Here is a 24,543-nt window from a genome sequence, read left to right as displayed (position 1 = left end):
CATGCCGTGTCGTGTGCCCCGATTCCGGGACCAGTACGCTGGCCAGCGTGGGAACGGTGATCCTACTCCGGCACGCGCGGTCGGAAGCCAATAACTCCGGGGTGCTCGCCGGGCGCACCCCGAACGTGGGATTGGATGCCACCGGCCGCGACCAGGCGGCGGCGTTGGTGGAGCGGTTGGCCGGGGTGGAGCTGGCAGGCCTGGTGCATTCCCCGCTGTTGCGGTGCGAGCAGACGGTGGAACCGCTGGCGCGTGCGCGCGGGATCCCCCCGATCGTCGACGACGCGCTGTGTGAGGTCGACTACGGTGACTGGACCGGTCGGGAGCTCGGCGCGCTGCAACAGGAGGAGCTGTGGCAGGCGATCCAGTCGCGGCCGTCCGCCGTGCGGTTCCCGTCCGGCGAGCGGCTTTCCCACGTGCAGCACCGTGCCGTCGAGGCGGTGCGCGGCTACGACAGCAAGTTCGCCACGGCCGACGGGTCCCCGCCCGTCTGGCTGCTGTGCAGCCACGGCGATGTGATCAAGTCCATCCTCGCCGACGCGCTTGGCCAGCACCTTGACCTCTTTCAGCGGCTGGTGGTGGACCCGGCGTCGATCTCGATCGTGCGCTACACCGAGCTGCGGCCGTTCGTGCTGCGGTTGAACGACAGCGGCGACGGCCTCGGCGCAGTGCTGCCCACCCGTGGCACCGGGGGCACAGACGCGACCGTCGGCGGTGGGGCAGGCCCTACGGACACCGGCCAGGAGTAGGCGCAGGGCACGGGCTTGGGCCTACTCCCGGCCGGTCCGGGAGGTGTCAGACCAGGCCGAGCTTGCGAACGGCCTCGCGCTCCTCGGCCAACTCGTTCACCGAGGCGTCGATCCTGGCCCGCGAGAACTCGTTGATCTCGAGCCCCTGGACGATTTCGTATTGCCCGTCGGAGCAGGTGACCGGGAACGACGAGATCAGGCCCTCCGGGATGCCGTAGGAACCGTCGGAAGGCACGGCCATCGAGGTCCAGTCACCGGCAGGGGTGCCGTTGACCCAGGTGTGCATGTGGTCGATCGCGGCCGAGGCCGCCGAGGCCGCCGACGACGCGCCACGCGCCTCGATGATCTCCGCGCCCCGCTTGGCCACGCGGGGGATGAACTCCTCGGTGAGCCAGCTCTCGTCGACCAGCTCGGCCACCGGCCTGCCTGCCGCCTCGGCGTGGAACACGTCGGGGTACTGGGTCGCGGAGTGGTTGCCCCAGATGGTGAGCTTGCTGATGTCCGACACCGGGGTGTCGAGCTTGCGGGACAGCTGGGCCATCGCCCGGTTGTGGTCCAGCCGGGTCATCGCGGTGAAGCGCGCCGCGGGGACGTCGGGGGCGTGGGCCTGTGCGATCAGCGCATTGGTGTTGGCTGGGTTGCCCACCACGAGAACCCGGATGTCCTCGGCGGCACCAGCGTTGATCGCCTCACCCTGTGGCTTGAAGATCCCCCCGTTGGCCTCCAGCAAGTCGCCGCGTTCCATGCCCTTGGTGCGGGGGCGGGCACCGACCAGCAGCGCGACGTTACATCCCTCGAAGGCCCGCTTGGCGTCGTCGAAGATGTCCACGCCATCCAGCAAGGGGAACGCGCCGTCCTCCAGCTCGAGCGCGGTGCCTTCGGCGGCGCTGATCGCCTGCGGGATTTCGAGCAGCCGGAGGCGTACCGGGGTGTCGGCGCCGAGCAGCTGACCGGAGGCGATCCGAAAGAGCAGCGCATAACCGATCTGACCGGCAGCGCCGGTGACGGTCACATGAACGGGTGCTTGGGTCATGGCGTTCTCCTGCTTGCGGGTTGTACGACGGATTGTGTTGTCCGACGTTGGGGTCGTTCCTCGCACCAGCCCGGTATCGCGCGGCCTGCTCCACCGGCGGGCGGACGAACCACCCTCCTGGCACGCGAAACGATGCTATCCGGCGCGCCGGAACGTCCATGCCCGTGCCGGTGCCAGCGACGGATGAACCGGTGGATCCGTCGGTCGGCGGCACCCGACGTCGCCTGCCTCGCGACGATCGGGTGGTTCGCAGGGTGTGTAACCTCAACTGCCGATATGACCACCAGCACGCCGCCCACCGCAAGCCCGGGGCCTACCGATGGGGTGGAACCGGGCGGGCAGGCGTGCCACGAGGACGCCGGAGAGCCCCCGGGCGCGGCGCGGCAGGCGACGGGCCGCTTCCCGTACCGCACGATCGCGCTGGGCACCGGTGGGAGCACGGTGCTGATGGTCTCCGCTCTCGGCGCGGGCGGGGTGCTGATCTCGGACCCGGTCATCGGTTCGGGCCCGCTGTCCTGGCTGCGATATGGGCACGGCAAGGTGCTGGCCACCGCCACGCTCTACATCGGCTTCGCGCTCGTGGTGTGGGCGTGGATCAGGCTCGGCAGGTATGCGCTGCGCGGCAGGGTCGGTACCCGGCCCGTGCTGGTCGCCGCGGGGTGCTGGATGGCGCCGTTGCTGGTGTCGCCGCCGCTGTTCACCCGCGACGTCTTCTCCTACCTCGGGCAGGGTGCGCAGTTGCTGCACGGGCACGACCCGTACGCCTCCGGGCCAGCGATCCTGGATGAACTGCCGAACGTGGTCGCCAACGTGCACTGGATGTGGCAAACCACACCGGCGCCGTACGGTCCCGGCTTCCTCTGGGTGTCCAGGTCGGTGGTGAGCATCACCGGCGATGACGTCATCGCGGGCGTGGTCGCGATGCGACTGGTGCTGCTGGTGGGCCTCGTCGGGATCCTGTGGGCGCTGCCGAGGTTGGTGCGGCATCTCGGCGGCGATCCTCCTGTGGCGCTCTGGCTCGCCGTTGCCAGCCCGATGACGGTGATTCACCTGGTCGGCGGCCCACACAATGATCTGCTGATGCTGGGCCTGCTCACCATCGGCGTGCTCGCCGCGCTCGAGCGGCAGCATGCGCTGTCGATCGTGCTGGTGACCATCGGGATGCTGATCAAACCAACGGCAGCGGTCGCGTTGCCGTTCCTGGTGTGGATCTGGGCGAACCGCCTGCCGTCACGGCACCGGCTGGTGAATCTCCTGCGGGCGGGGTTCGTGTCGGTGGTGCTGTTCACCGTCACTTTCATCGCGGGCACCTGGGCGGCGCTGGGTTCGATCAACCTGGGGTGGATCACCGGCTTGCAGGCGCCGACGCTGATCGCGAACTGGCTGAACCCCCCGACCGGGATCGGCCAGCTGGTCCACGGTGTGGTCCAGTTCTTCGTCGATGTCGAGCGTGCCCCGTTCGTCACCGTGGCCAGGGCGATCGCGTGGGGCGTGCTGGCCTGCGTCATGGTCTGGCAGTGGTGGCTGGCCAGGCACGGCGGTGTGCGCGCGGTCCGCCACATGGCGGTGACGTTGCTCGCGGTGCCGATCCTGGCCCCTCCCACCCTGCCGTGGTATCTGACGTGGGGCTTCGTGATCCTCGCCGCGTTCGCCTGGCGGCGGAAGCAGCTGGCTGTCGTGGTGGGGATCTCGGTGTTCCTGGTACTGGCCTACTACCCGACGGGCGAGCACGCGCTCTACAACTGGTGGTTCATGGCCGGTGTGATGGCCGCCAGCGGCTACGCCGCGGCGAGCTTCCTCCGGCCGGATCCGCTCGGCCTTATCGCGTCACTGCGCAAGCCCAGGCCGTCCAGCCCGACCAGCGGGTCACCTCGATGACCACGAGCGGTCCCGAGGGAGGCCGGTTCTCGTACTGCGGGTACTTCGCTCGCAGCTCCCGCAGCAGCACGTCCCTGCGGTCGGGGCCGTTGCCGGGAGCCAGGATGTGGGCGGCACCGTCGGCTCGTACCCACCACAGCCGGGACCAGTCATGGTCGTAGTGATCCACGAGCAGGCTCACGGCGGGGTTTCGCTCGATGTTGCGCAAGCGCCGTAGTCGGGTCGTACTCTTGGGCTTGTCGTCGACGGCACTGGCGATCACGTCGCCGCGTACTGCGAAGGTCACCGGGACCAGGTGCGGTACCCCGGTGGCGCTGGCCGTGGCCAGCCGTGCCACCGCCGCCGCCGCGAAGCGTTCCCGCGCCTGTTCCGGGGTCATGTGCATACCACGACGGTACGGTCACCGGCGCGAATGCGGGGCCGGGTGGCGAGGGTCGTGTTCGAAAGCGCGATACGACCGAACCCGCGACCGGCCCGGGGATGCCCGCGTCCAACCCGTGGCTTAAGGTCGACAGTGCCATGGCTCGTGTGATTCACGTTTTCCGCCACCCCGATCGTTTCGTTTCCGGGACGGTCGGCGAACCTGGCGACCGTACGTTCTACTTGCAAGCCAGCTCGGAGTCGCGGCTGGTCAGCGTGACGCTGGAGAAGCAGCAGCTGTCCGTGCTGTGCGAGCGGTTGACGTCGCTACTCGAAGAGGTGGCGAGCCGGTTCGACACCGAGGTCCCGGCTACCGCACCCGAGGAACTCACCGACACCGATCCGCTCGACGTCCCGGTGGAGGAGGAGTTCCGCGTCGGCACCATGGGGCTCGGCTGGGACGCGGAGAGCAACGCGGTGGTCATCGAGTTGCTCGCCATCACCGATGGCGAGGTGGACGAGAGCATTGTGCTCGACGACACCGAGGAGGGCCCCGACGCGGTACGGGTGTTCCTCAGCCCGGCGCACGCCAGGGCGTTCGCCGAACGCGCCGAGCGAGTCATCAACGCGGGACGCAAGCCGTGCCCGCTGTGCAACGAGCCGCTCGACCCGGAAGGCCACATCTGCCCCCGGCAGAACGGATACCGGCGGGAAAACCCGTTCGGTGAGGGTTGAGGCCTCCGGTGCACCCGCGCGATCCCGAGGCGCTCGGCCTGGTGACGCATGGCACGCTCGCTGTCGAGGGACGGCTGCTCGACGCGTCCAACGTCACGCTGTACTGCACGGTCACCCTCGATGGCATCTCGGCGAGCGCGGTGTACAAGCCGGTCCACGGTGAGCGACCGCTGTGGGACTTCCCGCACGGCACGCTCGCCCACCGCGAGATCGCCAGCTACCTCATCGCGAACGCGGCGGAGCTCGGCGCCATCCCACCGACGGCGTTGCGTGACGGCCCGCTCGGCGAAGGCATGGTGCAGCTGTGGGTGGAAGCCACCGAGGAGGACCTCGTCGACGTGTTCCACCCCGATGAGGTCCCGAACGGGTGGCGCCGCGTACTGCACGCCAGGGATCGTGGCGGCGAGCCGATTGTGGTGGCGCACAGCGACAGGGAGGACGTGCGCGAGCTAGCCGCGCTGGATGCGGTGCTCAACAACGCCGACCGCAAGGGCGGCCACGTGGTACGGGGTTCCGATGACCAGGTGTACGGGCTCGATCACGGCATCTGCCTGCACGCCGAGCCGAAACTGCGCACCGTGCTGTGGGGGTGGGCGGGCGAGCCGCTGCCGACGGGCATCGTGGAGCGGCTCCGCAAGCTCCGTGCCGACCTCGACGGCCGACTCGGCGAGCAGCTCGGCAGCCACTTGACCGGGCGGGAGCGACGTGCCCTCGACGAGCGGGTGGCGGGACTGCTGTCGCGTGGCACGTTCCCCGCACCCGTCGAGGACTTCCGCGCGGTGCCGTGGCCGCTGTTCTGAGAAACGCGCGGGCGAACACGCAGCAGCACCGACGATCGCAGGCGACCACACGGCGGGTCGGCCTGCTGCCACACTGGCGGTATGCGACGGCACACCTATCGCGACAGGCTGACGTCCCCGCTTCCGGGGCCACGGGACTTCGTCAGGGTGATGCGGGAAGGGGGATTCCGCGGCTCGACCACGCACGCCGACCGGATCCCGGTACTACGCACCGGACTGCCGCCGTGGGAACCGGGAACCGCGAGTTGGACCTGGATCGGACATGCCAGCTACCTGGTCCGCCTCGGGGGATTGCACCTGCTGATCGACCCCGTGTGGTCGCACCGGATCCCCGGAACCCCGCCGCGGCTGACCCCGCCGGGCCTGGCCTGGCAGGACCTCCCGGACATCGATGCGGTGCTGATCAGCCACGATCACTACGATCACCTGGACGGCTCGACGCTGCGCCGGTTGCCAAGGGACACCCCGGTGCTCGTGGGGGCCGGGCTCGGGCGCTGGTTCCGGCTACGTGGTTTCCGCAACGTGACCGAGCTGGACTGGTGGGAGTCCACCGAGGTCAGGGGGATGCGGTTCGATTTCACCCCGACGCATCACTGGAGCAGGCGAGGGCTGTTCGACACCTGCGCCACCCTGTGGGGCGGTTGGGTGATCACCGCTGCCGACGGGACAAGGACATATCACGCGGGGGACTCCGGGTACGGGCCGAGGCTGGCCGAGGTCGGCGAGCGCTATCCGGGGATCGACGTCGCGATGCTGCCGATCGGTGCCTACGAACCCCGCTGGTTCATGCGGCCGATGCACATGAACCCAGCCGAGGCCGTACAGGCGTACGCCGATCTCGGGGCGCGGATCATGGCCTGCATGCACTGGGGCACGTTCGTGCTGACCAGGGAGCCCGTCGACGAACCGCTCACGCTGGTGCAGAAAGAGTGGGCCGCGGCGGGATACGACCAGGAGAACCTGTGGGCGCTGGCGGTCGGCGAGACCCGAACCCTCCCGTAGTCACGCCCGGTTCGTCGCTGGCAGCAGTCGCAGGGCAGCGTGGCGCGCGCGATGAAAGGGTTCGGTGCTGTGCCGTAGCGACGCGGTCACCGTGGCTCCTTCGAGCAGGAGGAACCATTCCTCTGCTACCTCCGCCGGATGGGCGCACCCGGCTTCGGTGGCGAAGGCTTCGAGGTAGCGTCGGATACCTGCCTTGTGGCCACCGATGATGGCGTGGCCGGGATGGTCGGCGGCGGTGAGCTCGGTTGCGGCGTTGACGAATCCGCACCCACGGAACTCACCAGCCAGCGCCCAGGCTTGGTAGGCGTCGAACGTCGTCTCCAGCCATTCCTCCGCGGTCGTACAGCTGGCGAGGTACTCGTCGAACTCCGCCCACCATCGTTGGTCGCGGGCACGCAGGTGCGCTGCCACCAGCCCGTCCTTGGATCCGAAGTGGGCGTAGAGGGTGACTTTGGTGACCGCGGCTCGCTCGGCGATGGTGTTGACCCCTGTCGCTCGGATGCCGCGCTCGTAGAACAGCTCTGAAGCGGTGGCGAGGATGCGATCCGCCGCCGAGCGTTCACCGTCGGTCCGTCGTCGTGCTGCTGCCATCGCGGCTGTCTCCCCGCATAGCTTGGTACTATACAAACCTGTATGTATAGTACCATCAGGAAACCGAATCGCCAGTCAAAGGAGTCCCGTGTCCGGTCGTCCGCACGCCGTTGCCTTCGATGTGCTCGAAACCTTGTTGAACCTGGATCCGTTGCGCGAACGGCTGGAGAAGATCGGGCAACCCGCGCAGCTGTTGGAGCCGTGGTTCATGCGTTTCCAACGCGATTCCATGGCGCTGACCCTCAGCGGGGATTACGAGACGTTCGAGTCAGTGGCGCGGCAGGCGTTGCGTACCGACACCGAGCACACCGCCAGCGAGGATGACATCGATTACGTGCTGGAGGGGTTCGGTCACCTACCCGCACACGACGATGCCGAGCCCGCGCTACGTCTACTGTCCGAAGCCGGGGTGCGGGTCGGCTGCTTGACAGTCGGCAGCGCGGAGAACACGGCACGGTTCCTGGAACAGGCGGGACTGGCGCGCCACGTGGACCGTGTCGTGACCGCGGAACAAGCCGGTATCTGGAAACCCGCTCCGTCCATCTACCGTGTGACGGCCCACGAACTGGGAACATCACCGGAGAACATGGCGCTGGTCGCGGTGCACGCCTGGGACTGCCATGGAGCCAAACGTGCAGGTTGTCTCGCCGGTTGGTGTGAGCGACTGGAAGGTCGCTACGGCGACGTCTTCACTGCGCCCGATGTGAGCGGTACCGATCTCGTCCACGTTGCCGAACGACTGCTGCGTCTCTCCGCGAACTGAGCTGACGCGGGATCAGCGCAGCCTCGGGGAACCGGCGGCGTGGCGCCGTGCCATGCTGAGCGATGGCCGGTACGGTACCGCCTCGTGCGCGCACATTCGTACGGTCCGGACGTCGTCTCCCGCCGACGTACCCGCCACGTGCCCGAAGTGGACGCCGAGGTCGGCCTGGTCGTCGAGGAGACCGGTACCGCATTCTGCGGTGCCGTGGTCGCCGCCGATCGCCGCTCGGTGACCCTGGAGGATCGTCACGGCCGGCACCGCGTGTTCCCGCTGGCCCCTGCCGGGTTCCTGGTGGACGGCAAACCGGTCACCCTCCGGCCGGTTCGGCGTGCCGCGCAGGCGGGAGAGGCCGGGAAGTCGGGGCAGGCGCAGTCGGCATCCGGCTCGGTGCGCGTCGACGGGCTCAGGGCCCGGACCGCTCGGGCCTCCCGTATCTGGGTCGAGGGCAAGCACGACGCCGAGCTGGTCGAGCGGGTGTGGGGTCACGACCTGCGGGTGGAAGGTGTGGTCGTGGAGGAACTGGCTGGGATCGACCGGTTAGCGGAGCACATCGCGGCATTCGGTACCGGGCCACGCCGCAGGCTCGGTGTGCTCGTCGACCACCTCGTGGCCGGGAGCAAGGAGTCGCGTGTCAGCGAGGCGGTCGACGACGGCAACGTGCTCGTCACCGGGCACCCCTACGTCGACATCTGGCAGGCCGTCAAACCGGCCGCGCTCGGCATCCGCGCGTGGCCGGAGGTGCCGCGTTCCGTGCCGTGGAAGGAGGGTGTCTGCGCCGCCCTCGGTTGGGGCGAGCCGCACGAGGGATGGCAACGCGTGCTGGCCGCGGTGACCAGCTTCCGCGACCTCGAACCCCCGCTGGTCGGCGCCGTCGAGCAGTTGATCGATTTCGTCACCGACCCCGATGAGTGACCCGGAGCGTCACTCATCCGCCGGATGTGGCCGTTGACGGCCGGAGAACACCCCGAACAGTGAACGAACCCCTGGGTTCCGGCCGGCACTCACAGGAGGATGACTGCGTGATCGTCGTGTGACAGTATGTGCGCATGGGTGCGCTTGTCTGGTTGATCGCGGGGATCGTGCTGCTTGCCGCCGAGGCACTGTCGGGCGACCTGTTTCTGCTGATGCTGGGGATCGGGGCGTTGGTGGCAGGCGGATCCATGCTGCTGGTCGACAACGTCGTCGTCTCGGCCATCGTGTTCGCGGCGACGTCGATCGGGTTGCTCGTGCTCGCTCGTCCCGCGCTGAAACGCCGTCTCGCGCTCGACAGAGAGGCGCGTACCAACGTCGATGCCCTGGTCGGGGCGAGTGCGGTGACGTTGTCCACGGTCGATACCACCCAGGGCAGGGTCAAGCTCAACGGCGAGGAATGGTCGGCGCGCAGTTACGTCGACGGCCAGGTCATCGACCCCGGAACCACCGTCACCGTCGTACAGATCTCCGGGGCGACCGCCGTGGTCTCGCCGGGCCCGTGACCTGCTACGGACGGGGGCAGCAGGGGATGCTGGCGGTCACCACGATCCGCGTGAGCAGCGCCGGTTATCACCCGGATGCTGGATCACGGCCCGCACGGCTGGGATCATGTGTTCATGGGTGCGCTTGTCTGGTTGATCGCGGGGATCGCATTGCTTGCCGCCGAGGCACTGTCGGGCGACCTCGTACTCATCATGCTGGGGGTTGGGGCGCTGGCCGCTGCGGGTTCCATGCTGCTGGTCGACAGCGTCATCGTTTCCGTCGTCGTGTTCGGGGTCGCCTCGATCGGGTTGCTCGTGCTCGCCCGTCCCGCGCTGAAGCGACGGTTCCTGCTCGGGCCGGGCCTGCGTACCAATGTGGATGCCCTGGTCGGGGCGAGTGCGGTGACGTTGTCCACGGTCGATACCACCCAGGGCAGGGTCAAGCTCAACGGCGAGGAATGGTCGGCGCGCAGTTACGTCGACGGGCAGGTCATCGACCCCGGAACCACCGTCACCGTCGTACAGATCTCCGGGGCCACTGCGGTGGTGGCGGAGCAGCCGTGAACTTAGGATGTCCTTGGAAGCCCGCCCCACGGCCATCCCGCGGCTTCAGGCGTGTATCGACGGGATCCATCCGATTGAATTGAACACAGGAGAGAGTCTTGGGAACCGCAACCATCGTGCTGCTCGCGGTCATCGTGCTCTTCGTCGTCGTGGTCGTCTTCAAGGCGATCATGGTGATACCCCAGGCGCAGGCCGCCGTCATCGAACGCCTCGGCAAGTTCAAAACGGTAGCGGCTCCTGGTCTGAACTTCCTGGTCCCGTTCCTGGACAAGGTACGTTCCCGCGTGGACCTTCGTGAGCAGGTGGTCTCGTTCCCGCCGCAGTCGGTGATCACGCAGGACAACCTGACCCTGTCCATCGACACGGTGGTCTACTTTCAGGTGACCGATTCGCGAGCGGCTACCTACGAGATCTCCAACTACATCAACGGTGTCGAGCAGCTGACCACGACGACGTTGCGTAACCTCGTCGGTGGGATGAGCCTCGAGGACACCCTCACCTCACGTGATCAGATCAACCAGCAGCTCAGGGGTGTGCTTGACGAGGCGACCGGCCGCTGGGGCATCAGGGTGGCCAGGGTCGAGCTGAAGGCCATCGACCCGCCACCGTCCATCCAGGACTCCATGGAGAAGCAGATGCGCGCCGATCGTGAGAAGCGCGCGATGATTCTCAACGCGGAAGGTGACCGCGAATCGGCGATCAAGAAGGCCGAGGGGCAGAAGCAGAGCCATATCCTCGATGCGGAGGGATCCAAGCAAGCGGCGATCCTCAACGCCGAGGCCGAACGCCAGTCGAGCATCCTCAATGCGCAGGGTGAGCGCGCCGCCCGCTACCTGCAGGCGCAGGGGCAGGCCAAGGCCATCGAGAAGGTGTTCGCGGCCATCAAGTCCTCCCGCCCGACTCCCGAGGTGCTGGCCTACCAGTACCTGCAGACACTGCCACAGATGGCGCAGGGCGACGCCAACAAGGTCTGGATGGTGCCGAGCGAGTACGGCAGGGCTCTCGAGGGATTCGCCCGCAGCCTTGGCACACCCGATAAGGACGGGGTGTTCCGGTATGAGCCCCCCGAGCACGATGCCGAACCGCCCCGGATGGACGAGGAGGAGGTCGCCAGCTGGTTCGACACCTCGACCGATCCCACGGTCGCTGAGGCGGTCCGCGAGGCCGAGGCAGTGGCGCGCAAGGAGGTCGGTGGGCCGATCGGTCCCGGCTCGGGGAAGTCGGTGCCGCCTGCCGCGGAGGCCCTCAGGGGCGATCCGAGCCAGCTTCCGCCCGAAGCGGCGCAGCTGCTGTCCGGTCAGCAACAACCCCCGGAGCCATCTCCACAGCAGCCCGCACCTCCGCAGCAGCCGCCCGCGGGTGGTCCCGCACCACAACAGGGCGGGAGCGGACAGCAGTTCCCGTTCGCGCAGCCTCCCGGTCAGCAACCTCCGCAGGGCGAGGAGCCGCCGGGCGAGCCACCGCGTCAGTAACGTCGATCGTGGGTGGTGTGCTCACCCCGCTCGGATGCTCGGCTGAGCACACCATCAGGTGGGTAGGGAGATCCTGATCAACCGAGGCTGATCGACACACCGCTCGTGCAGGTGCCCGAGATGGTCAGCGACAGCCCAGACAGCGAGATCACCAGGCCGCTGCCAGAGGGCTTCGGGCAGGTACCGATGTGGATCTGGGTGCTGGAAGTGGTCGCGTTGATCTCCGCCGGGCCGGCCGTCGCGGTGGTCGCGGCGGCCGCCGGAGCGGCGAACAGCGCGAGGCTGGCCACGGTGGCTGCCAGCAGGGTTCCTATGCGTCTCATGGCATATCTCCTTCGCAACGTTGAAGTTACTGAATGTGACATTAGGTCTGCTGACCTCGGGCTCCTATACCTGCGAGGCAAGTCCACTCGTGTTGGTGACGTCGCCGCGCCCGCGCGAACAGGCGTTCGCGCGGGCGCGGCGGGTCGGGCATGCTCGCGTCATGGAACTCGCTGATGCCCGCGACGTGATGCGCAGGCAGCACCGGGCGGTGCTGGCGACCATGCGTGCGGACGGAACACCACAGATGTCCCCGGTCCTGACGGCGTTGGACGATGCGGGAGCGGCACTGATCAGCACCCGAGGCCCAGCGTTCAAGGTCCGGAATCTGCGACGGGACCCGCGTGCCTGGCTCTGCGTGTTGCCCGACTCGTTCTTCGGGGACTGGATCCAGGTCGAGGGCAGTGCCGAGATCGTGGAGTTGCCCGAAGCGATGGACGGGCTCGTCGACTACTACCGCAAGGTCTCCGGCGAACACCCGAACTGGGAGGAGTACCGGGCGTCGATGTGTGCCGAGCAGCGTGTGCTGGTGCGGCTGCACCTCGGGCGGGCCGGGCCCGATCGGTCCGGTTGAGCAGGAGCCCGCGGTCAGTCCGGTCCGGTGGGACTCACGCCGTGCTCCTCCGGCACCGACGCCTGCGAGCCCGGTGACTCGTCAAGGGGTGCGACCAGCTCGGTCAGTCGGGAGGCCACCCGGTTCTCGGGCGCGTCACCGTCCTCGGCGCCGTACTCGGCCAGCACGGTCCGGACGGCGTCGCGGTAGCGAACCAGCTCGGCGCGCGCCGTATCCGCCCGCTCGGCGTTGTCGGTGAGCTGCCGCTCCCGGTCACCCAACCGTCGGTGCAGCTCGGCGACTTCCGACGCGTGACGGTTCGCGTCCTCCTGGCGTGCCCGGTCGAGCTCGGCGCGCTGCCGGTCGAGTTCGACCGCCGCGCGCTCGCGCTCACGCTCTAGCTGCTGCTGGTGCTCGCGTCGCAGCTCGTCGATCCGGGATTCGAACTCGGCCGCGCGCTGCTCGGCGCGCTGCCGGTCGGCCGTGGCCCGTTCCCGCTCGCTGTCCAGCTGCTCGCGTAGGCCCGTGACCTCAGCACGCGCCGCCGCGAGGGAGCGGTTGAGCTCTTCGGCCTGTGCTGCGGCCTCGTCAGCCCGTTGCTGCGACCGCTCGGCCTGTTCCAGGGCGCTGTCGCGCTGGGTCTCCGCGCGTAGCCGCGCCCGCTCGGCGTCCTGCTCGGCCTGACGCGCCCGATCCCGGTCGCCGATGGCCTGTTCCTCGGCGGCGGTCGCTGCGGCCGAGGTTTGCTCGGCCTGCCTGGCTCGCTGGTCAGCCTCGTCGGCGCGCTCCTCTGCGACCGCCCGCAGTCCTTGTTCCTCCGCCGCGGTGCGCAGCGCCTCGTCGCGTTCCCGCTCGGCCCGAGTCACCTCGGATTCGAGCTGCTGTTGCACCCGTTGGAGCGCATCGACGAGTTGCAGCGCCGGATCGAGCGCGGCCGTCACCCGTTCGGAGAGTTCGGTGAGCGCGAGCGGCACGGCACCGGAGTCGATTGAGTTCAGGATCTCTTCGGCGTGGCCCGCTTGCTTGCAACTGACCCCTTTCGTGCCCCACGTCTTGCCGTCCTGGCAGTAGCGCGGCCGGTTTCCCGGCCCCTCGGTGGTGGGCAGGGGAGCGCGGCAGCCGCTGAACGCGCACAGGCGCGACGAGGCGTCCGCGCGTCTCGTCGTCGTGTCCGTGGCTGTGTGCTCGTCCATCGACGCATGCGCGACCTGCGGGTTCTCCATGGCAATAGTATACATCAAGTAATTACGTAATTATAATAGACCATTACGTTTACGTGGTCAGTATCTCGGACACAGCATCAACCTATGATAAGGTCACATATCGTGAGTCAGGAACCGGACAGAACGCCAGGAGACGCCGGGGGAGAGGCGGCCCCGGACGGGAAGCCGTTGGGGCCACACGAGCGAGCACTGGTCGAGCCGCGGGCACGGCTGGAGCGGCTCGACGCGGTCGCGGAGGCCTACGTCGACGAGCAGCGGCCTGCCAACACACGGCGGGCCTACGCCGAGGCCTGGAGGCTCTGGGAGGACTACACCCGTGATGCCGGGATCCCGCAGCTGTCCGGCACCGTCGGTGCGCTCGTCGGCTTCGTGCGCTGGATGGAGACCACCAAGCAGGCGGCTCCCTCGACCGTGGAGGCACGGCTCGCGGGGGCCGTGGCGGGGCTGCGCAGGCAGCGCGTGCCGGTGGACCGGCAGGCGACCAGGGCGGCCTGGCAGGCGCTGCGGGCTTACGAGCGCAGGCTCGCCGACGCCGGGGTGGTGCGGGGGAGAGGCAAGGCCACGCCGATCACGCTGGAGCAGCTGCGAGCGCTGGTACGCGCCTGCCCGGACAGTAGCGCCGGGCGGCGGGACCGGGCGCTGTTGCTGATCGGTTTCACCATCGCGGCCCGGCGCAGCGAGTTGGCCGGGTTGCATGTCGAGCAGCTCACCGCCGACGGCAGCAACGGGCTGGTCGCCGCCCTCGGCTACACCAAGACCGGCCCCGATGAGCGGCCGATCCCGCACGGCGCGCACCGCGACACCTGTCCGGTACGTGCCTGGCAGGACTGGTGCGCGGCGGCCGGGATCACCGAGGGGCCCGCCTTCCGCCGCATCGACCGGCACGATCACGTCTTCGAGGCGGGGCTGTCGGCGCAGGCGGTGGGGGAGATCGTCACCCGCTGCGGCGAGCGTGCGGAGCTACCGTTCCGGATCACCGGCCACTCGCTGCGCGCCGGGCTGGCCACCGAGGCACGCAGGCACGGCGCCGACCACAAGGCGGTCTGCGACCAGGGCGGCTGGACCTACGGCTCGAAAGCCGTCCACGGTTACTTCCATACCGTCGACCGCTGGACCGAGAACCCGATCAACAACATCGGGCTGTGACGCAGCGTGGGCGGTGGGGGCGTGGCGCTGAACGTCACGTTCAGCGCCATAGAAGGCACGGACGCCACGTTCAGCTCGCTCGTATCATGAATTGCCCGGTTCAGGTTCAATAGCCGATCTCGGCGAGGCAATTCGCGTCAATCGTGTCGGATTCGTAAGCATACATGCCGAGCTCCATGAGTTCGGTGATGTCTCCGTGCTCATCCACTTCGAATCCGCGGCTACTGTAACATTCGAGCAGTTCCTCTCGGAATCCTTCTCGGTATTCCTGTCGGACTTCCCTGGAGGAGGGTTGCAGCTGATAGGCAATTTCGATCCAATAGCTGTGTTCGGCGACGCAGCGGTGTATCGTCACCCCGTCACCGATAGCTCGGGGGTGAGATTCTTCGGCCGAAACAGGAACCCCGTATTGGCGTATCGATAGTCCCTCACTCTCAATCATTCCGTTGTCCAGAGCGTCGGCACCGGATTCATGCAAACAATCTAGCGTTGCATCGACGGAGGCTTCATAGTCTTCGATCGACACTTCGGCACTCGCCTCGGCCTGCTCGAGAATCGCGATTTGCTCGGACGTCGCTCCCGATCGCTTGGCATTTGCAAGGTACCCGTTAACCTTTTCGACGAACTCATGTTGCGCATCTGGCTGAGAAGCCCGTGACCCGTCGTTCGACGGCTGATCGTGATTATCTGACCCGAGAGAGCACCCGGCTAGGAGTGCAGACGCGAAGGCAACGAAAATCGTCTTGATATTGGACACTCGTGTCCCCTCTCGACATTCCAGCGAAAACACATGCCAAGTGACGACTGAAAGCTCGGGTGTCATTCAGAGGACGTGTGTGAAGGCTGCACAGCGTCAGTGCGCGAAATCAACGATGACTCCGAGGACGCCAGCGCCGCTGGTGGCGCGTATCGCTGGGTAATCGGCGTTGTTGCCCCAGGGGACAGACACACGACGGAAGGACCCGCAACCGGTTCCCCACCACCTATCCTCGCCGTTGCTGTAGTAGCGCACCCCGACACATGCATCCACATCGCCTCGGGTCCACCAGGTGTAGGTTACCTCGTGACCCGGACTACCAAGAACTGCGCAGCTGGATTGGGCCCGGCCCCAACGGTAGCCGGGCGGCGCCCATACCGAGCCGCCGCCGGGACATTGCTGCGCGTCGGCATCCGCGTCGTCGGAACGCGAGGTCTGTAGGTGTGGGACCTCTGCCGAGGCCGACTGGGTGACGGATGCGGTATCTGACGTGGACTCCGCAGCCGAGGCCGTCCCTGCCGTCACCGCCGTTCCCACCACCATGACGCCGACCATCGTCGATGTGAGCAATTCCTTGATCCGCATCACAAGTCCTCCTTGGCGTTTTCTTACATCGCAGACATGGATGTGTTGATCATTAGGTACAGGTCGCGGAACTGCGCAGATAACGTACATCTGCGACGTGTGGTAGCTTCCTTGCCAACACCCCGCCTACTATGGTGCGGCCCGCTTTCTTCTCACTTTCTCCTCCTTGGCTCACGGATCGTCCTGTGATGGATCCATGGGTTGCTGACCTGGGGTTTGGTGGTGTGGTTGGTGAAGTTGGGGCACTATGGAGGGGCTTTAGGGTGCTCGGGCGGTTCGCCAGCGCCGTCCGACGCGCACCGAGACACCTGCCCGCTGCGTGCCGGGCTGGCCACCGAGGTACGCAGGCCGGGCTCAGGTCAGGTAGTGGGCGCGTTCGGCAGGGTCGAGCTTCTCGACGGCCAGCCGAACGGCGCGACGCGGCATCGCCCCAGCGTGATCGGCAAGGAACCGCCGTAAGGCGGCCGGGTCCCGTGTGCCGGCGTGCTTCAGGAAGATCCCGACCGCGTTGTGCACGGCAGGCTCCGAGTCGCCCGCCAGCATGCCCGCGATGGCGAATCCCGCGGCGAGATCGTCATCGGTACCGGACTTCACGAAGTACAGCGTCGCAGTCGTCGCGGTACGCCGCCGCAGCGGTTCGGCCGCTTCGGCTAGCTCGTACAGCGGGGCAGGGGACCGGCCGGCCAGGTAGCCGCCCACGACGCGAGGTGCTGCCCTGTCGACCATGTCCCAGGTCGTGATCCGGTCGTGCCGGCCACAGTAGAGCACGTACAGCTGCTCACGTTGGTCGTCGGCAAGACGGCGACGCGCCTGGAAGTCGAGCACGCACATCGCTGCCATGCGCGGCTCGTACGCAGGATGGTCGAGCAGGCGCTCCACTTCGGTCAGCGGAAGGTCGGTGTGTGTCTTGGCCACATCGAACAGATCGCGCATCCGCATGCCGATCGCTGGCTCATCGGCCGCGAGGCGCTTGCGTACCTTCGCCAGTTCGGCCTCGGAGCGCAACGATTCCAACGCGGCGACAACGCCTGCGGCGGAGCGATCGGGCACGGGCATCCCAGCAGTGTAGAGGCTGGTCATCGTCGCCGCACAGCGGCGCGGATCCGGATGCGGGGAAGTCCTGCCACCGTCGTCTGCTGACCCCGGCAAGACATAACTTAACATAACGTACATTATCGGCGCATGGGGTGTGAGTGCCGGGAAAGCGGGAGAGGTTCGCGTCGACGCCACGCGTCGGGCTGCGCGCGGTTCGTCGTCGCGGAGATCTGGTGGCTGCTGTCGGCAGCCCGGCGTCGGGAAATGGCTGGTGCGGTCCCTGACGTTTCGAACGTCGCACGGGACGCAGGTTCGTCGATGTCCGCTGGCCCGAGTCCCGGCCGTTGCTTCGAGATCACGATACGAGCCCCTGTGTCTTGTCTCCCCTTCCCTCGCGTTCGAAACGTCACTGTGACGTTTCGAACGCGAGGGAGAAACATCGGGTTTTCGAGCCCCGGAGCCCCTTTCTCGTGGCTATTCGAGTTACCGGAGCTGTTCGAGGCCTCGTGCGGTCCGTGCCAGCTCGGTGGCGAGCTGGCGGAGCTCGTCGGGTGACACCTCGTCTGCCGCTGCGGTCGCGATGTCCTCCGCCGCGCACCGGAGCTGGAACAACCGGTCTTGCAGCGCGGCGATCTCGTCCTGCGACAACACAACGGCATCCTCGGGTAGCCCGCCGCGTTGCACCGCCATACGCCGTTCGTAGGCGCGCTGCCGGCACGCCTGCCCGCAATAGCGGCGCTTGCGTCCGATGCCGCCCGAAGAGGCAAGCAGTGCCCCACACCAGCCGCAATACCGCGCTTCTCGCAAGCTCCGTCGCCCGAGATCAGAAACGTCACGTGACGTTTCTGATCTCGGCGGTGCCGTCGTCGTATCCGTGTCGGTGATCGTCTCCACGAAAGGAACCCTAACCCGCTACCCGACTGTCACCCGGAGGCCACGCCGTGCAGGCATACTGACAGGGTGACGCCAGATCACCATCCTTACCTCGCGGCGCCCGGCCCCCGCGCTTTCGCTCACCGTGGTTGGCACATCGGTGACCTCGCCGGGTTGGAGAACTCCCTCGCCTCGTTCCGGCGGGCAGCGCTGGAGGGCTACCGCTACATGGAGACCGATGTCCAGGTCACCTCGGACGGTGTCGTTGTGGTTCATCATGACCGCGACCTGGATCGCACCACCGACCGTACGGGCCGCGTCAGCGACCTGCCGTGGTCGGAAGTGCGGCGCGCCCGCATCGGCGGCACCGAACCGATCAGCCGTCTCGAGGATGTGCTGGAGGAGCTGCCCGAGGCGCGCTTCAACATCGATATCAAGATCGACGCCGCGCTCGACCCGTTCCTTCGTGTCATCGAACGAACAGGCTCGCTCGATCGCGTCGCTGCTGCGTCGTTTTCCACGCGGCGTCTGGCGCGGCTGCGGCGTCGTGTCAGCCCGGCGAAGCTCGCGACGGCCATGTCGCCCTGCTCGGTGCACACGCTCTGGCTTCACGCGCGTGTCCCGCGAGTCGGCCTCAGCGGGATGCTCACGGGGCTGATGGCTCAGGTGCCGCCGGGTTACGGCTGGTTCGAGCTGGTCGACGATCGGTTCGTCCGCGCGGCCCACCGCCTCGGCACCGAGGTCCACGTGTGGACGATCAACGACGCCACGCGGATGCGGACCCTGCTCGACAGGGGCGTCGACGGCATCGTCACCGACCGCCCTGACCTGCTCCGCGAAGTGCTGTGCGAACGTGGGCGGTGGTACGGCCCGTGTGGCCAAGGGCACGAACCGTGCCTGGCCTCCGCGTCATAGCGGCGGGACCGTAGTCGCAGTGCCGGGGCGTACACCTTCAGCGGCCAGAACCTCGTTACCTGCTCGTCCTACGGCTGTCGGCGTTACGGAACGCTTCTCAGGGGTCGCTGATCGGTAGGTGCGCGTTGACTGCCTTGGCGTCCTTGGCGTGCTCGGTGAGTTCGACGACGTCGACTCCGGCTTGGCGCAGGAGCTCGGTTCCCTGGCAGTCCGCGACGAACAGGCTGGGTTCGCGCCACGCGATGACGACGCGAGGGATGCGGGCGTCGAGGATGAGTTGGGTGCAGGGGCGGGGTCGGGATGCGCGCTGCGAACACGGTTCCAGGGTGCTGTATATGGTGGCTGAGCGTAGCCCGGGGTGGTCGCTCGGGATCTTGGATAGGGCGGATTCTTCGGCGTGGACCTTGGGATCGCTCTCGCGGGAGTAGCCCTGGGCGATCTCGTGCCCCTCGGCGCTGACGACGATGGCACCGACGGAGTAGGCCTCCTCGCTGGGGGGACACAGCCGGGATAGTGCGATCGCCTCGCGCATCCAGTGGTGATCATCGAGCGGCGTTGCCGCACTCATCACTCGCCCGTCCTCCCATGTCGCAGCTCGTACCGGCACCCACGCACGGCAGGTACCTGTGCTCGCGTCGCCAGTCTCTCATCAACACGGGCGTCAACACGGGTGAACGTGCCGTTCACTCCATCTACGGCACTGAACGTCACGTTCAGCGCCATCCCACGTGACCGGCTGCGGGCGGTTCGGCTCGGCTGGCCCGGAAATCGGCGCAAGCGAGACATCAGGCTTTGAAGTAGTACTCGCGCTGGGCCGATCTACCGGTATCGTCCCGCACCCAGTTCATGTCCCATGTATTGCTGTCGACGTTGGATTCCCTGTCGAACCCGACCCACTTCCCTTTCATGGTCTTTCCCATGGGGTCCATGACCAGCTGCAGCGCGCCGTGATAGACGGAACCGCGATAGTATCCCGTCGGTGACGTTCGTTCGGACCATGTCCCGGTGCAAACCGATCCGTTGATCACCAGATCCAGGCGCAGCCGGGAGCCGTTGTTCGCAGGCACGCTCTCGCCGAACAATCGGCCGTCGACATGTCGGAGTGCCACGTAGTGTTCACCTGTCAGGTCCATCCCCCTGCCCGTGCTGGTGAATACATAGCGGCTGTGCCAGATCCCGGACAGGTCACCGTCGACCGACTCGGTGTGCGGCGTCGCATTCGGATCAGTTTCATCAGCGAGCGCCGGTGCAGCCGCCGCGATCGACAGCGCGGCACTGAGTTTGAGAAGTAACGCTCTCCGGCTTAGCCCCGTACCGACACGGCTCACCCAAGATACCGCCGTTCGTGCCAACTCGTGCACATCGGTGCGATCCACTCGGGTGACAAGTTCCTCCACTTCGCCAGTTTCCCCGTCCGGTTGAATCACACTCGACACGTGCGCCAATCCCTGTGTCTCGCGATGGATAGGATCGTGGGAGCGGAAGTCGGCGCAGTCGCTGACCAGGTCGGAGATGCTGCATTCGTACAGCTCGGCCAAGCGCGCGAGGACCTCCAGCGAAGGAGCGTGTCCGGTTCGGGCGGGCCACAGTTCCCAGTACGAGAAGTTCTTGAACGTCTTCGGGTCCGACGGCCACCGTCTGTTCCACTGTTCAGCGGCGTCGCGCTGGCTCCAATCCCGTACGGCACGCAGCGCCACCCGCATATTCATCCCGTAATTCTCCGCGAAGGCACGTGCCACTTCGGGCCAGGTCTTGTGTTTCTCACGCAGGTGCGTCGCCAGCTCGCGCTGCTCCTGTTTGACGCTTCGCACCGCTGTGGGCATACCATCCTCTCCCCTCTTTCAGCGGGCATGCACTGTAGCGCACATACGCAGATACACGACGATTCCCTGTCGCACAGGGACATAGTGTCCCACAAGATCACTGCCGTGCTGGGTGTTCCCATGGCCTGGCCTGCGATTTCGTGGTGGTTGGCAGGAAGCGTCATGCGGAGGGAACGTGCAGACCAGCAGTGCTATACTGATCATCTTCATGGTGGGCGCTGGGCTCGCCTTGCTGCTGCTCATCGTCGAGCAGGTACGGGGAATACGGGCCGAAGGGCACAGCGGGTGCCGTATCTGTACCGGAGAACGCCCTCCGCTCGGGCGGTCGGCGCCGCGACGCGAGCGCATCATCTGGGTAACCTCCGTAGATGCCGTGACGGATCACGCCGCCGCACGATCGGATATGGCTGCCGGGTTGCAGCACGGAACCGGAACGTATAGCGCAGTGTGTGGTGCGCGATTTGCCGCCGCGCCGATGATGGCCGCCCCTTGCCCGGCATGCTCGGCCTGCCGGAGCGTCCTGTCTAACGGTGACCTGGTGCCGAGACCCACAGACTCGCGGCGGGCTCGATCTGTCCCGGCTCCCCTTCCTGCGGTCGGGCTCGCCGCGTCCCACCACCCTGGTTCGGCGGCGGGAGGGGGTGAGTGGCGATGAGCGCGCCACTGCCTGATGCGGAGTTGCGGGCGCGGTGTGTGTGGAGCCCGGAGCATGCCCGGCTGCGGGAGGCGGCGGTGGACTACGCCGCCCACGGTTGGGGGGTGATCCCGGGCGCGGCCTGTGACGGGCTGCGCTACCTGCGGGGCCATACCGGCGATCCGGCTCCCGGCCTGGTGCCGGTGCTGCGCGGGGCGCGCACCTTGCGTGATCCGCGCCGGGTGTGGCACTGGTGGTCGCTGGCCCCCTACAGCATCCTGGCGCGTGCCGGGGAGCAGCTTACGGTGCTGTACCTGCCGGTCTGGCTGGCCACCGCCACCCTCACCCACGCCAGCGACCGTGGCCCCGTGTGCCCGGTCATGCTCGGCCCCCACGGCGCGGCGCTGGTGATCACACCGGGCATCGCACCTCCGGCCGGGATCCCGGACCTGGCCGTGGCCCAGCCTGGCGAGCTGATCCCCCTGCCGCCGACCCGCACCCTGGCCGGCACCCTCACCTGGCACATCCACCCGAACCAGACCGGATGGCAGCCCGGCCCTGCCGAGCACATCTACACCACCGCCACCACCACCCTCGCCGAGCGAATGGGCCGGTCATGAGTCGCCGGTGATCGTCGGCCGCGTTCGGGGTCCCGGGATTCGCCATAGCGCAGAAAGGAGGGATGCGGGGCGGATGAGATCCGCCTACGGACCGGAAGCCACCACCGATCGAACCGTACCTACGACCGCGTAAGGAGACACCATGTCCGTCACCCCCACCGTTCACCAGCACCATTCCGGTGTCCTGGCGCCGGTTGGCCAGCAGTTCCCGCTCGCGCGACCGATATTCGACTTCCCACCGAGCGAGACCGTCCCGGCTGACGCCGCGACGCCTTTCGGGCTGCGCTTCTTCGACGCGTCATGTCCGGTGAACGCCATGACACCGGTGTCGTACGAGTACAGTTCCCGCCTTCAGGTCGCCGTTGCCACGGATGGCAGCGAAACCCCACTGGTGACCATGATCGAGTCGTGGGACAAGACCACAACCGGCAGTGCCGACGGCAATCGTGAAGGAATCGAGGAGTGGACCATGGACTACTGCGGGGATCAGCAGTCGTGACGGTCCTGATTCTCAGCGAAGAGTACGATCCGAGCGTGGATCGCGTGGTCCTCGCGCTCGATGATTGGGACGTTCCCGTCGTCCGCGTCGACCTCGCGTGGTTTCCACAACACCTGTCCGTGGATGCCGAGTTCGACGGGACAGGATGGAACGGTGGTCTCCGCGCTCCGGAACGCTACGTTACGTTCGTGGACCTGCGGGCTGTCTGGTACCGCAGGCCCACGCCCTTCACCTTCCCCGGGAACCTGACGGGTCAGCGTCGTGCGCACGCGGAGCGGGAAGCGCGGTTCGGCCTCGGCGGCGTGCTCGCCTCGATCCCGGCGGCATGGATGAACCATCCACACCGCGACGCGGAGGCGGTCTACAAGCCGCGTCAGCTCGCCCTGGCCTCACGCTGCGGACTGCGCGTACCGCGCACCCTGGTCACTAACGAGCCGGATGCGGTGCGCAGGTTCGCCGAGGCCACCGAGCACGGGATCGTCACCAAGATGCTCGGTTCGAACGTGCTGGTCGAAGGAGGCCACCGGTACGTCGCCCACACCCAAGGGATCCGCGAGGCGGACCTGACCGATCTCGACGGGGTGGAACTGACCGCACACCTCTTTCAGGAATGGGTTCCCAAAGCCCACGAGGTGCGTGTCGTCGCGGTTGGATACGAGCTGTTCGCCGTCGCCATCCACACCGATGACCCCGAGGCGCACGTCGACTGGCGCGCCAACTATGACGTCTTGCGTTACGCGGCGATCGACGTTCCCGACTTCGTGGCCGCAGCTATCCGGGAGTTCCTGACAGCCTCCGGGTTGGCCTTCTCCGCGCTGGACTTCGTGGTCCGGCCCGATGGCCGGTGGGTGTTTCTCGAATCCAATCCCGGAGGGCAGTACGGATGGTTGCACGCGGTGTGGGGCACAGCCATCAGTGACGCCATAGCCGCGTACCTGGCTCACGGAGGAGTCCAACGATGACCGATGACTGGCAGGACAGGGCCAAGGCGCTGGCCGACGCACTCGTCCGCTCCGGCGAACTGCGCTCAGCAGAATGGCGGCGTGCGATCGCGGGCGTGCCGCGCCACGAACTGGTGCCTCGCTACTACCGTCAGCGCGACGACGGCAGCTGGTCCACCGTGGACGGGGCGACCGTGGGGCGCGACGAGTGGCTCTCCACGGTCTATTCCGACGAGACTCTGATCACCAGTGTGACCGATACGCATCCCCGCTGGGGAACGGGACAGATCGCCGTGTCCTCGTCCACCGCACCCGGCCTGATGTGCACCATGCTGGAAGCGTTGGACGTCACCGACGGGCACACCGTGCTCGAGATCGGCACTGGAACCGGATACAACGCCGCGCTGCTATGCCACCGGCTCGGCAGCGAGCACGTGTACTCCGTCGATCGGGACGGCCAGCTGGTCGCGGTGGCGCGCACCCGGCTGGCCGCGCTCGGCTACACCCCTACGCTTGTGGCTTGCGACGGGGCGGTGGGCCTCGCGTCCCACGCGCCGTACGACCGGATCATCGCCACCTGCGCCGTCGGCGCGATCCCTCGCCCGTGGATCGAGCAGGTCCGTGACGGCGGGCTGGTGCTCGCTGACCTCAAGGCTGGCGGCGTCGCGGGCAACCTTGTGCTGCTCCAGCGCGACGGTGACAGCGCGTCCGGCCGCTTCCTCCCCTCTTGGGGTGGCTTCATGACCATGCGTCACGACAGGGACGACGGGTCGGACCCGCCGCGACAACCCCGCCGCACCCGCGCCACGGGATCCGAGCGGCACACCACCGCACCGGCCGAGCCCTGGCGCTACACGGTCCCGTGGTTTCTCGCCCAGCTCGCCATGCCGTCGCACCTCAGCTACGGCCAGCGCATCCGAGACGACGGCAGCGCCGGTGAGATCTTCCTCAGCGCCACCGACGGATCCTGGTGCGAGGTGGCGAGCACCGCCGAAGCGGACGGTAGCCGCCGTGTCGTCGAGGCCGGTCCCGCCTCCCTCTGGACACGGTGGGAGACCGCCTACGCTGACTGGACAAGGTACGGAAGGCCCGGCTGGGAGCGGCTCGGTCTCACCGTGGACCACGAGGGCACGCACACCGTGTCGCTCGACCACCCGGACGGAGTCCACCGCTGGCAGCTCGACGCCGGGTCGCCGTGAGCGCAGCCGGGAACGCTC

The 24,543-nt window shown here is 67.5% G+C and carries 28 protein-coding genes; 17 read left to right on the top strand and 11 right to left on the bottom strand.

Annotated features, from left to right (window positions below; genetic code table 11):
- Positions 1 to 47 precede the first annotated feature (47 nt).
- Positions 48 to 749 carry an MSMEG_4193 family putative phosphomutase gene (locus F8178_RS16405; protein ID WP_317495697.1) on the top strand — a complete coding sequence of 234 codons (702 nt, stop codon included), beginning with the start codon at positions 48 to 50 and terminating at the stop codon, positions 747 to 749.
- 46 nt (positions 750 to 795) lie between these two features.
- On the opposite strand, the gene F8178_RS16400 is transcribed toward F8178_RS16405, so the two are convergent.
- Positions 796 to 1,782, bottom strand: coding sequence for a malate dehydrogenase (locus F8178_RS16400; RefSeq protein WP_317495696.1), 987 nt, complete (start codon positions 1,780 to 1,782; stop codon positions 796 to 798).
- 276 nt (positions 1,783 to 2,058) lie between these two features.
- Here F8178_RS16400 and mptB point away from each other — a divergent pair, with 276 nt between their 5' ends.
- Positions 2,059 to 3,660 (top strand): polyprenol phosphomannose-dependent alpha 1,6 mannosyltransferase MptB, encoded by a 1,602-nt coding sequence (gene mptB / locus F8178_RS16395; RefSeq protein ID WP_317495695.1) that lies wholly within the window; start codon positions 2,059 to 2,061, stop codon positions 3,658 to 3,660.
- Here mptB and F8178_RS16390 read toward each other — a convergent pair.
- Positions 3,602 to 4,045 carry a TIGR03668 family PPOX class F420-dependent oxidoreductase gene (locus F8178_RS16390; RefSeq protein WP_396345660.1) on the bottom strand — a complete coding sequence of 148 codons (444 nt, stop codon included), beginning with the start codon at positions 4,043 to 4,045 and terminating at the stop codon, positions 3,602 to 3,604. The two genes, mptB and F8178_RS16390, sit on opposite strands and share 59 nt — an antisense overlap.
- A 134-nt stretch (positions 4,046 to 4,179) precedes the next feature.
- On the opposite strand from F8178_RS16390, the gene F8178_RS16385 reads away from it, so the two are divergent.
- The 3 genes from F8178_RS16385 (at position 4,180) to F8178_RS16375 (ending at position 6,557) form a co-directional block, all read left to right on the top strand.
- The gene (locus F8178_RS16385; protein ID WP_317495694.1) at positions 4,180 to 4,755 is read left to right on the top strand and encodes a DUF3090 domain-containing protein; all 576 of its coding nucleotides are present in this window, start codon (positions 4,180 to 4,182) and stop codon (positions 4,753 to 4,755) included.
- Between the two features lie 8 nt (positions 4,756 to 4,763).
- Complete coding sequence (locus F8178_RS16380; protein WP_317495693.1) at positions 4,764 to 5,555, top strand: SCO1664 family protein; 792 nt, start codon at positions 4,764 to 4,766, stop codon at positions 5,553 to 5,555.
- Positions 5,556 to 5,636: 81 nt separating this feature from the next.
- Positions 5,637 to 6,557 carry an MBL fold metallo-hydrolase gene (locus tag F8178_RS16375; RefSeq protein WP_317495692.1) on the top strand — a complete coding sequence of 307 codons (921 nt, stop codon included), beginning with the start codon at positions 5,637 to 5,639 and terminating at the stop codon, positions 6,555 to 6,557.
- On the opposite strand, the gene F8178_RS16370 is transcribed toward F8178_RS16375, so the two are convergent.
- Positions 6,558 to 7,148, bottom strand: a complete 591-nt coding sequence (locus tag F8178_RS16370) for a helix-turn-helix domain-containing protein (protein WP_317495691.1) — start codon at positions 7,146 to 7,148, stop codon at positions 6,558 to 6,560.
- Positions 7,149 to 7,236: 88 nt separating this feature from the next.
- Here F8178_RS16370 and F8178_RS16365 point away from each other — a divergent pair, with 88 nt between their 5' ends.
- The 5 genes from F8178_RS16365 to F8178_RS16345 all read left to right on the top strand — a co-directional run bounded on the left by F8178_RS16365 (position 7,237) and on the right by F8178_RS16345 (position 11,401).
- Positions 7,237 to 7,911, top strand: coding sequence for a haloacid dehalogenase type II (locus F8178_RS16365; RefSeq protein ID WP_317495690.1), 675 nt, complete (start codon positions 7,237 to 7,239; stop codon positions 7,909 to 7,911).
- Positions 7,912 to 7,995: 84 nt separating this feature from the next.
- The gene (locus tag F8178_RS16360; protein ID WP_317495689.1) at positions 7,996 to 8,823 is read left to right on the top strand and encodes a DUF3097 domain-containing protein; all 828 of its coding nucleotides are present in this window, start codon (positions 7,996 to 7,998) and stop codon (positions 8,821 to 8,823) included.
- A gap of 134 nt (positions 8,824 to 8,957) precedes the next feature.
- Complete coding sequence (locus tag F8178_RS16355; RefSeq protein ID WP_317495688.1) at positions 8,958 to 9,386, top strand: NfeD family protein; 429 nt, start codon at positions 8,958 to 8,960, stop codon at positions 9,384 to 9,386.
- Positions 9,387 to 9,500: 114 nt separating this feature from the next.
- Positions 9,501 to 9,929: an NfeD family protein gene (locus F8178_RS16350; protein ID WP_317495687.1), complete on the top strand. Its 429-nt coding sequence runs from the start codon at positions 9,501 to 9,503 to the stop codon at positions 9,927 to 9,929.
- Positions 9,930 to 10,099: 170 nt separating this feature from the next.
- A complete protein-coding gene (locus F8178_RS16345) occupies positions 10,100 to 11,401 on the top strand; it encodes an SPFH domain-containing protein (protein ID WP_396345672.1) in 1,302 nt (433 codons plus the stop codon).
- 77 nt (positions 11,402 to 11,478) lie between these two features.
- Here the strand turns inward: F8178_RS16345 and F8178_RS16340 are convergent, their stop codons facing one another.
- The gene (locus tag F8178_RS16340) at positions 11,479 to 11,724 is read right to left on the bottom strand and encodes a hypothetical protein (RefSeq protein WP_317495685.1); all 246 of its coding nucleotides are present in this window, start codon (positions 11,722 to 11,724) and stop codon (positions 11,479 to 11,481) included.
- Between the two features lie 95 nt (positions 11,725 to 11,819).
- On the opposite strand from F8178_RS16340, the gene F8178_RS16335 reads away from it, so the two are divergent.
- Positions 11,820 to 12,296, top strand: coding sequence for a PPOX class F420-dependent oxidoreductase (locus F8178_RS16335; RefSeq protein ID WP_317495684.1), 477 nt, complete (start codon positions 11,820 to 11,822; stop codon positions 12,294 to 12,296).
- A 14-nt stretch (positions 12,297 to 12,310) separates the two neighbouring features.
- Here F8178_RS16335 and F8178_RS16330 read toward each other — a convergent pair whose 3' ends face one another.
- Entirely contained in the window at positions 12,311 to 13,498 is a 1,188-nt protein-coding gene (locus F8178_RS16330; RefSeq protein ID WP_317495683.1) for a hypothetical protein, read from the bottom strand.
- Positions 13,499 to 13,600: 102 nt separating this feature from the next.
- Here F8178_RS16330 and F8178_RS16325 point away from each other — a divergent pair, with 102 nt between their 5' ends.
- Positions 13,601 to 14,644 carry a site-specific integrase gene (locus F8178_RS16325; RefSeq protein ID WP_317495682.1) on the top strand — a complete coding sequence of 348 codons (1,044 nt, stop codon included), beginning with the start codon at positions 13,601 to 13,603 and terminating at the stop codon, positions 14,642 to 14,644.
- 106 nt (positions 14,645 to 14,750) lie between these two features.
- Here the strand turns inward: F8178_RS16325 and F8178_RS16320 are convergent, their stop codons facing one another.
- The 4 genes from F8178_RS16320 to F8178_RS16305 form a co-directional block, all read right to left on the bottom strand.
- Positions 14,751 to 15,401, bottom strand: a complete 651-nt coding sequence (locus F8178_RS16320) for a hypothetical protein (RefSeq protein ID WP_317495681.1) — start codon at positions 15,399 to 15,401, stop codon at positions 14,751 to 14,753.
- Between the two features lie 96 nt (positions 15,402 to 15,497).
- Positions 15,498 to 15,989: a hypothetical protein gene (locus F8178_RS16315; RefSeq protein ID WP_317495680.1), complete on the bottom strand. Its 492-nt coding sequence runs from the start codon at positions 15,987 to 15,989 to the stop codon at positions 15,498 to 15,500.
- A 351-nt stretch (positions 15,990 to 16,340) separates the two neighbouring features.
- Positions 16,341 to 17,042 (bottom strand): DNA alkylation repair protein, encoded by a 702-nt coding sequence (locus F8178_RS16310; protein WP_317495679.1) that lies wholly within the window; start codon positions 17,040 to 17,042, stop codon positions 16,341 to 16,343.
- 462 nt (positions 17,043 to 17,504) lie between these two features.
- Entirely contained in the window at positions 17,505 to 17,828 is a 324-nt protein-coding gene (locus F8178_RS16305; RefSeq protein ID WP_317495736.1) for a hypothetical protein, read from the bottom strand.
- Positions 17,829 to 17,981: 153 nt separating this feature from the next.
- Between F8178_RS16305 and F8178_RS16300 the strand changes: the two genes are divergently transcribed.
- Complete coding sequence (locus F8178_RS16300) at positions 17,982 to 18,809, top strand: glycerophosphodiester phosphodiesterase family protein (protein WP_317495678.1); 828 nt, start codon at positions 17,982 to 17,984, stop codon at positions 18,807 to 18,809.
- Between the two features lie 97 nt (positions 18,810 to 18,906).
- Here F8178_RS16300 and F8178_RS16295 read toward each other — a convergent pair whose 3' ends face one another.
- Positions 18,907 to 19,377, bottom strand: a complete 471-nt coding sequence (locus F8178_RS16295) for a deaminase (protein WP_317495677.1) — start codon at positions 19,375 to 19,377, stop codon at positions 18,907 to 18,909.
- Between the two features lie 217 nt (positions 19,378 to 19,594).
- Positions 19,595 to 20,632 carry a hypothetical protein gene (locus tag F8178_RS16290; protein WP_317495676.1) on the bottom strand — a complete coding sequence of 346 codons (1,038 nt, stop codon included), beginning with the start codon at positions 20,630 to 20,632 and terminating at the stop codon, positions 19,595 to 19,597.
- A 651-nt stretch (positions 20,633 to 21,283) separates the two neighbouring features.
- Here F8178_RS16290 and F8178_RS16285 point away from each other — a divergent pair.
- From F8178_RS16285 to tgmC, 4 genes are all read left to right on the top strand, one after another.
- The gene (locus F8178_RS16285; RefSeq protein ID WP_317495675.1) at positions 21,284 to 21,886 is read left to right on the top strand and encodes a hypothetical protein; all 603 of its coding nucleotides are present in this window, start codon (positions 21,284 to 21,286) and stop codon (positions 21,884 to 21,886) included.
- A gap of 142 nt (positions 21,887 to 22,028) precedes the next feature.
- Complete coding sequence (locus F8178_RS16280) at positions 22,029 to 22,385, top strand: hypothetical protein (protein WP_317495674.1); 357 nt, start codon at positions 22,029 to 22,031, stop codon at positions 22,383 to 22,385.
- Positions 22,349 to 23,347: an ATP-grasp ribosomal peptide maturase gene (gene tgmB, locus F8178_RS16275; RefSeq protein ID WP_317495673.1), complete on the top strand. Its 999-nt coding sequence runs from the start codon at positions 22,349 to 22,351 to the stop codon at positions 23,345 to 23,347. The genes F8178_RS16280 and tgmB overlap by 37 nt, the downstream gene beginning before the upstream one ends.
- Complete coding sequence (tgmC, locus tag F8178_RS16270) at positions 23,344 to 24,525, top strand: ATP-grasp peptide maturase system methyltransferase (protein WP_317495672.1); 1,182 nt, start codon at positions 23,344 to 23,346, stop codon at positions 24,523 to 24,525. Before tgmB ends, tgmC begins: the two co-directional genes overlap by 4 nt.
- Positions 24,526 to 24,543 lie beyond the last annotated feature (18 nt).

Source organism: Haloechinothrix sp. LS1_15, from assembly GCF_033042135.1.
In the GTDB taxonomy this organism is placed as follows: Bacteria; Actinomycetota; Actinomycetes; order Mycobacteriales; family Pseudonocardiaceae; genus Haloechinothrix.
Note: the sequence above shows the minus strand (reverse complement) of the source record. Positions and strands in the feature narration are given on the sequence as shown.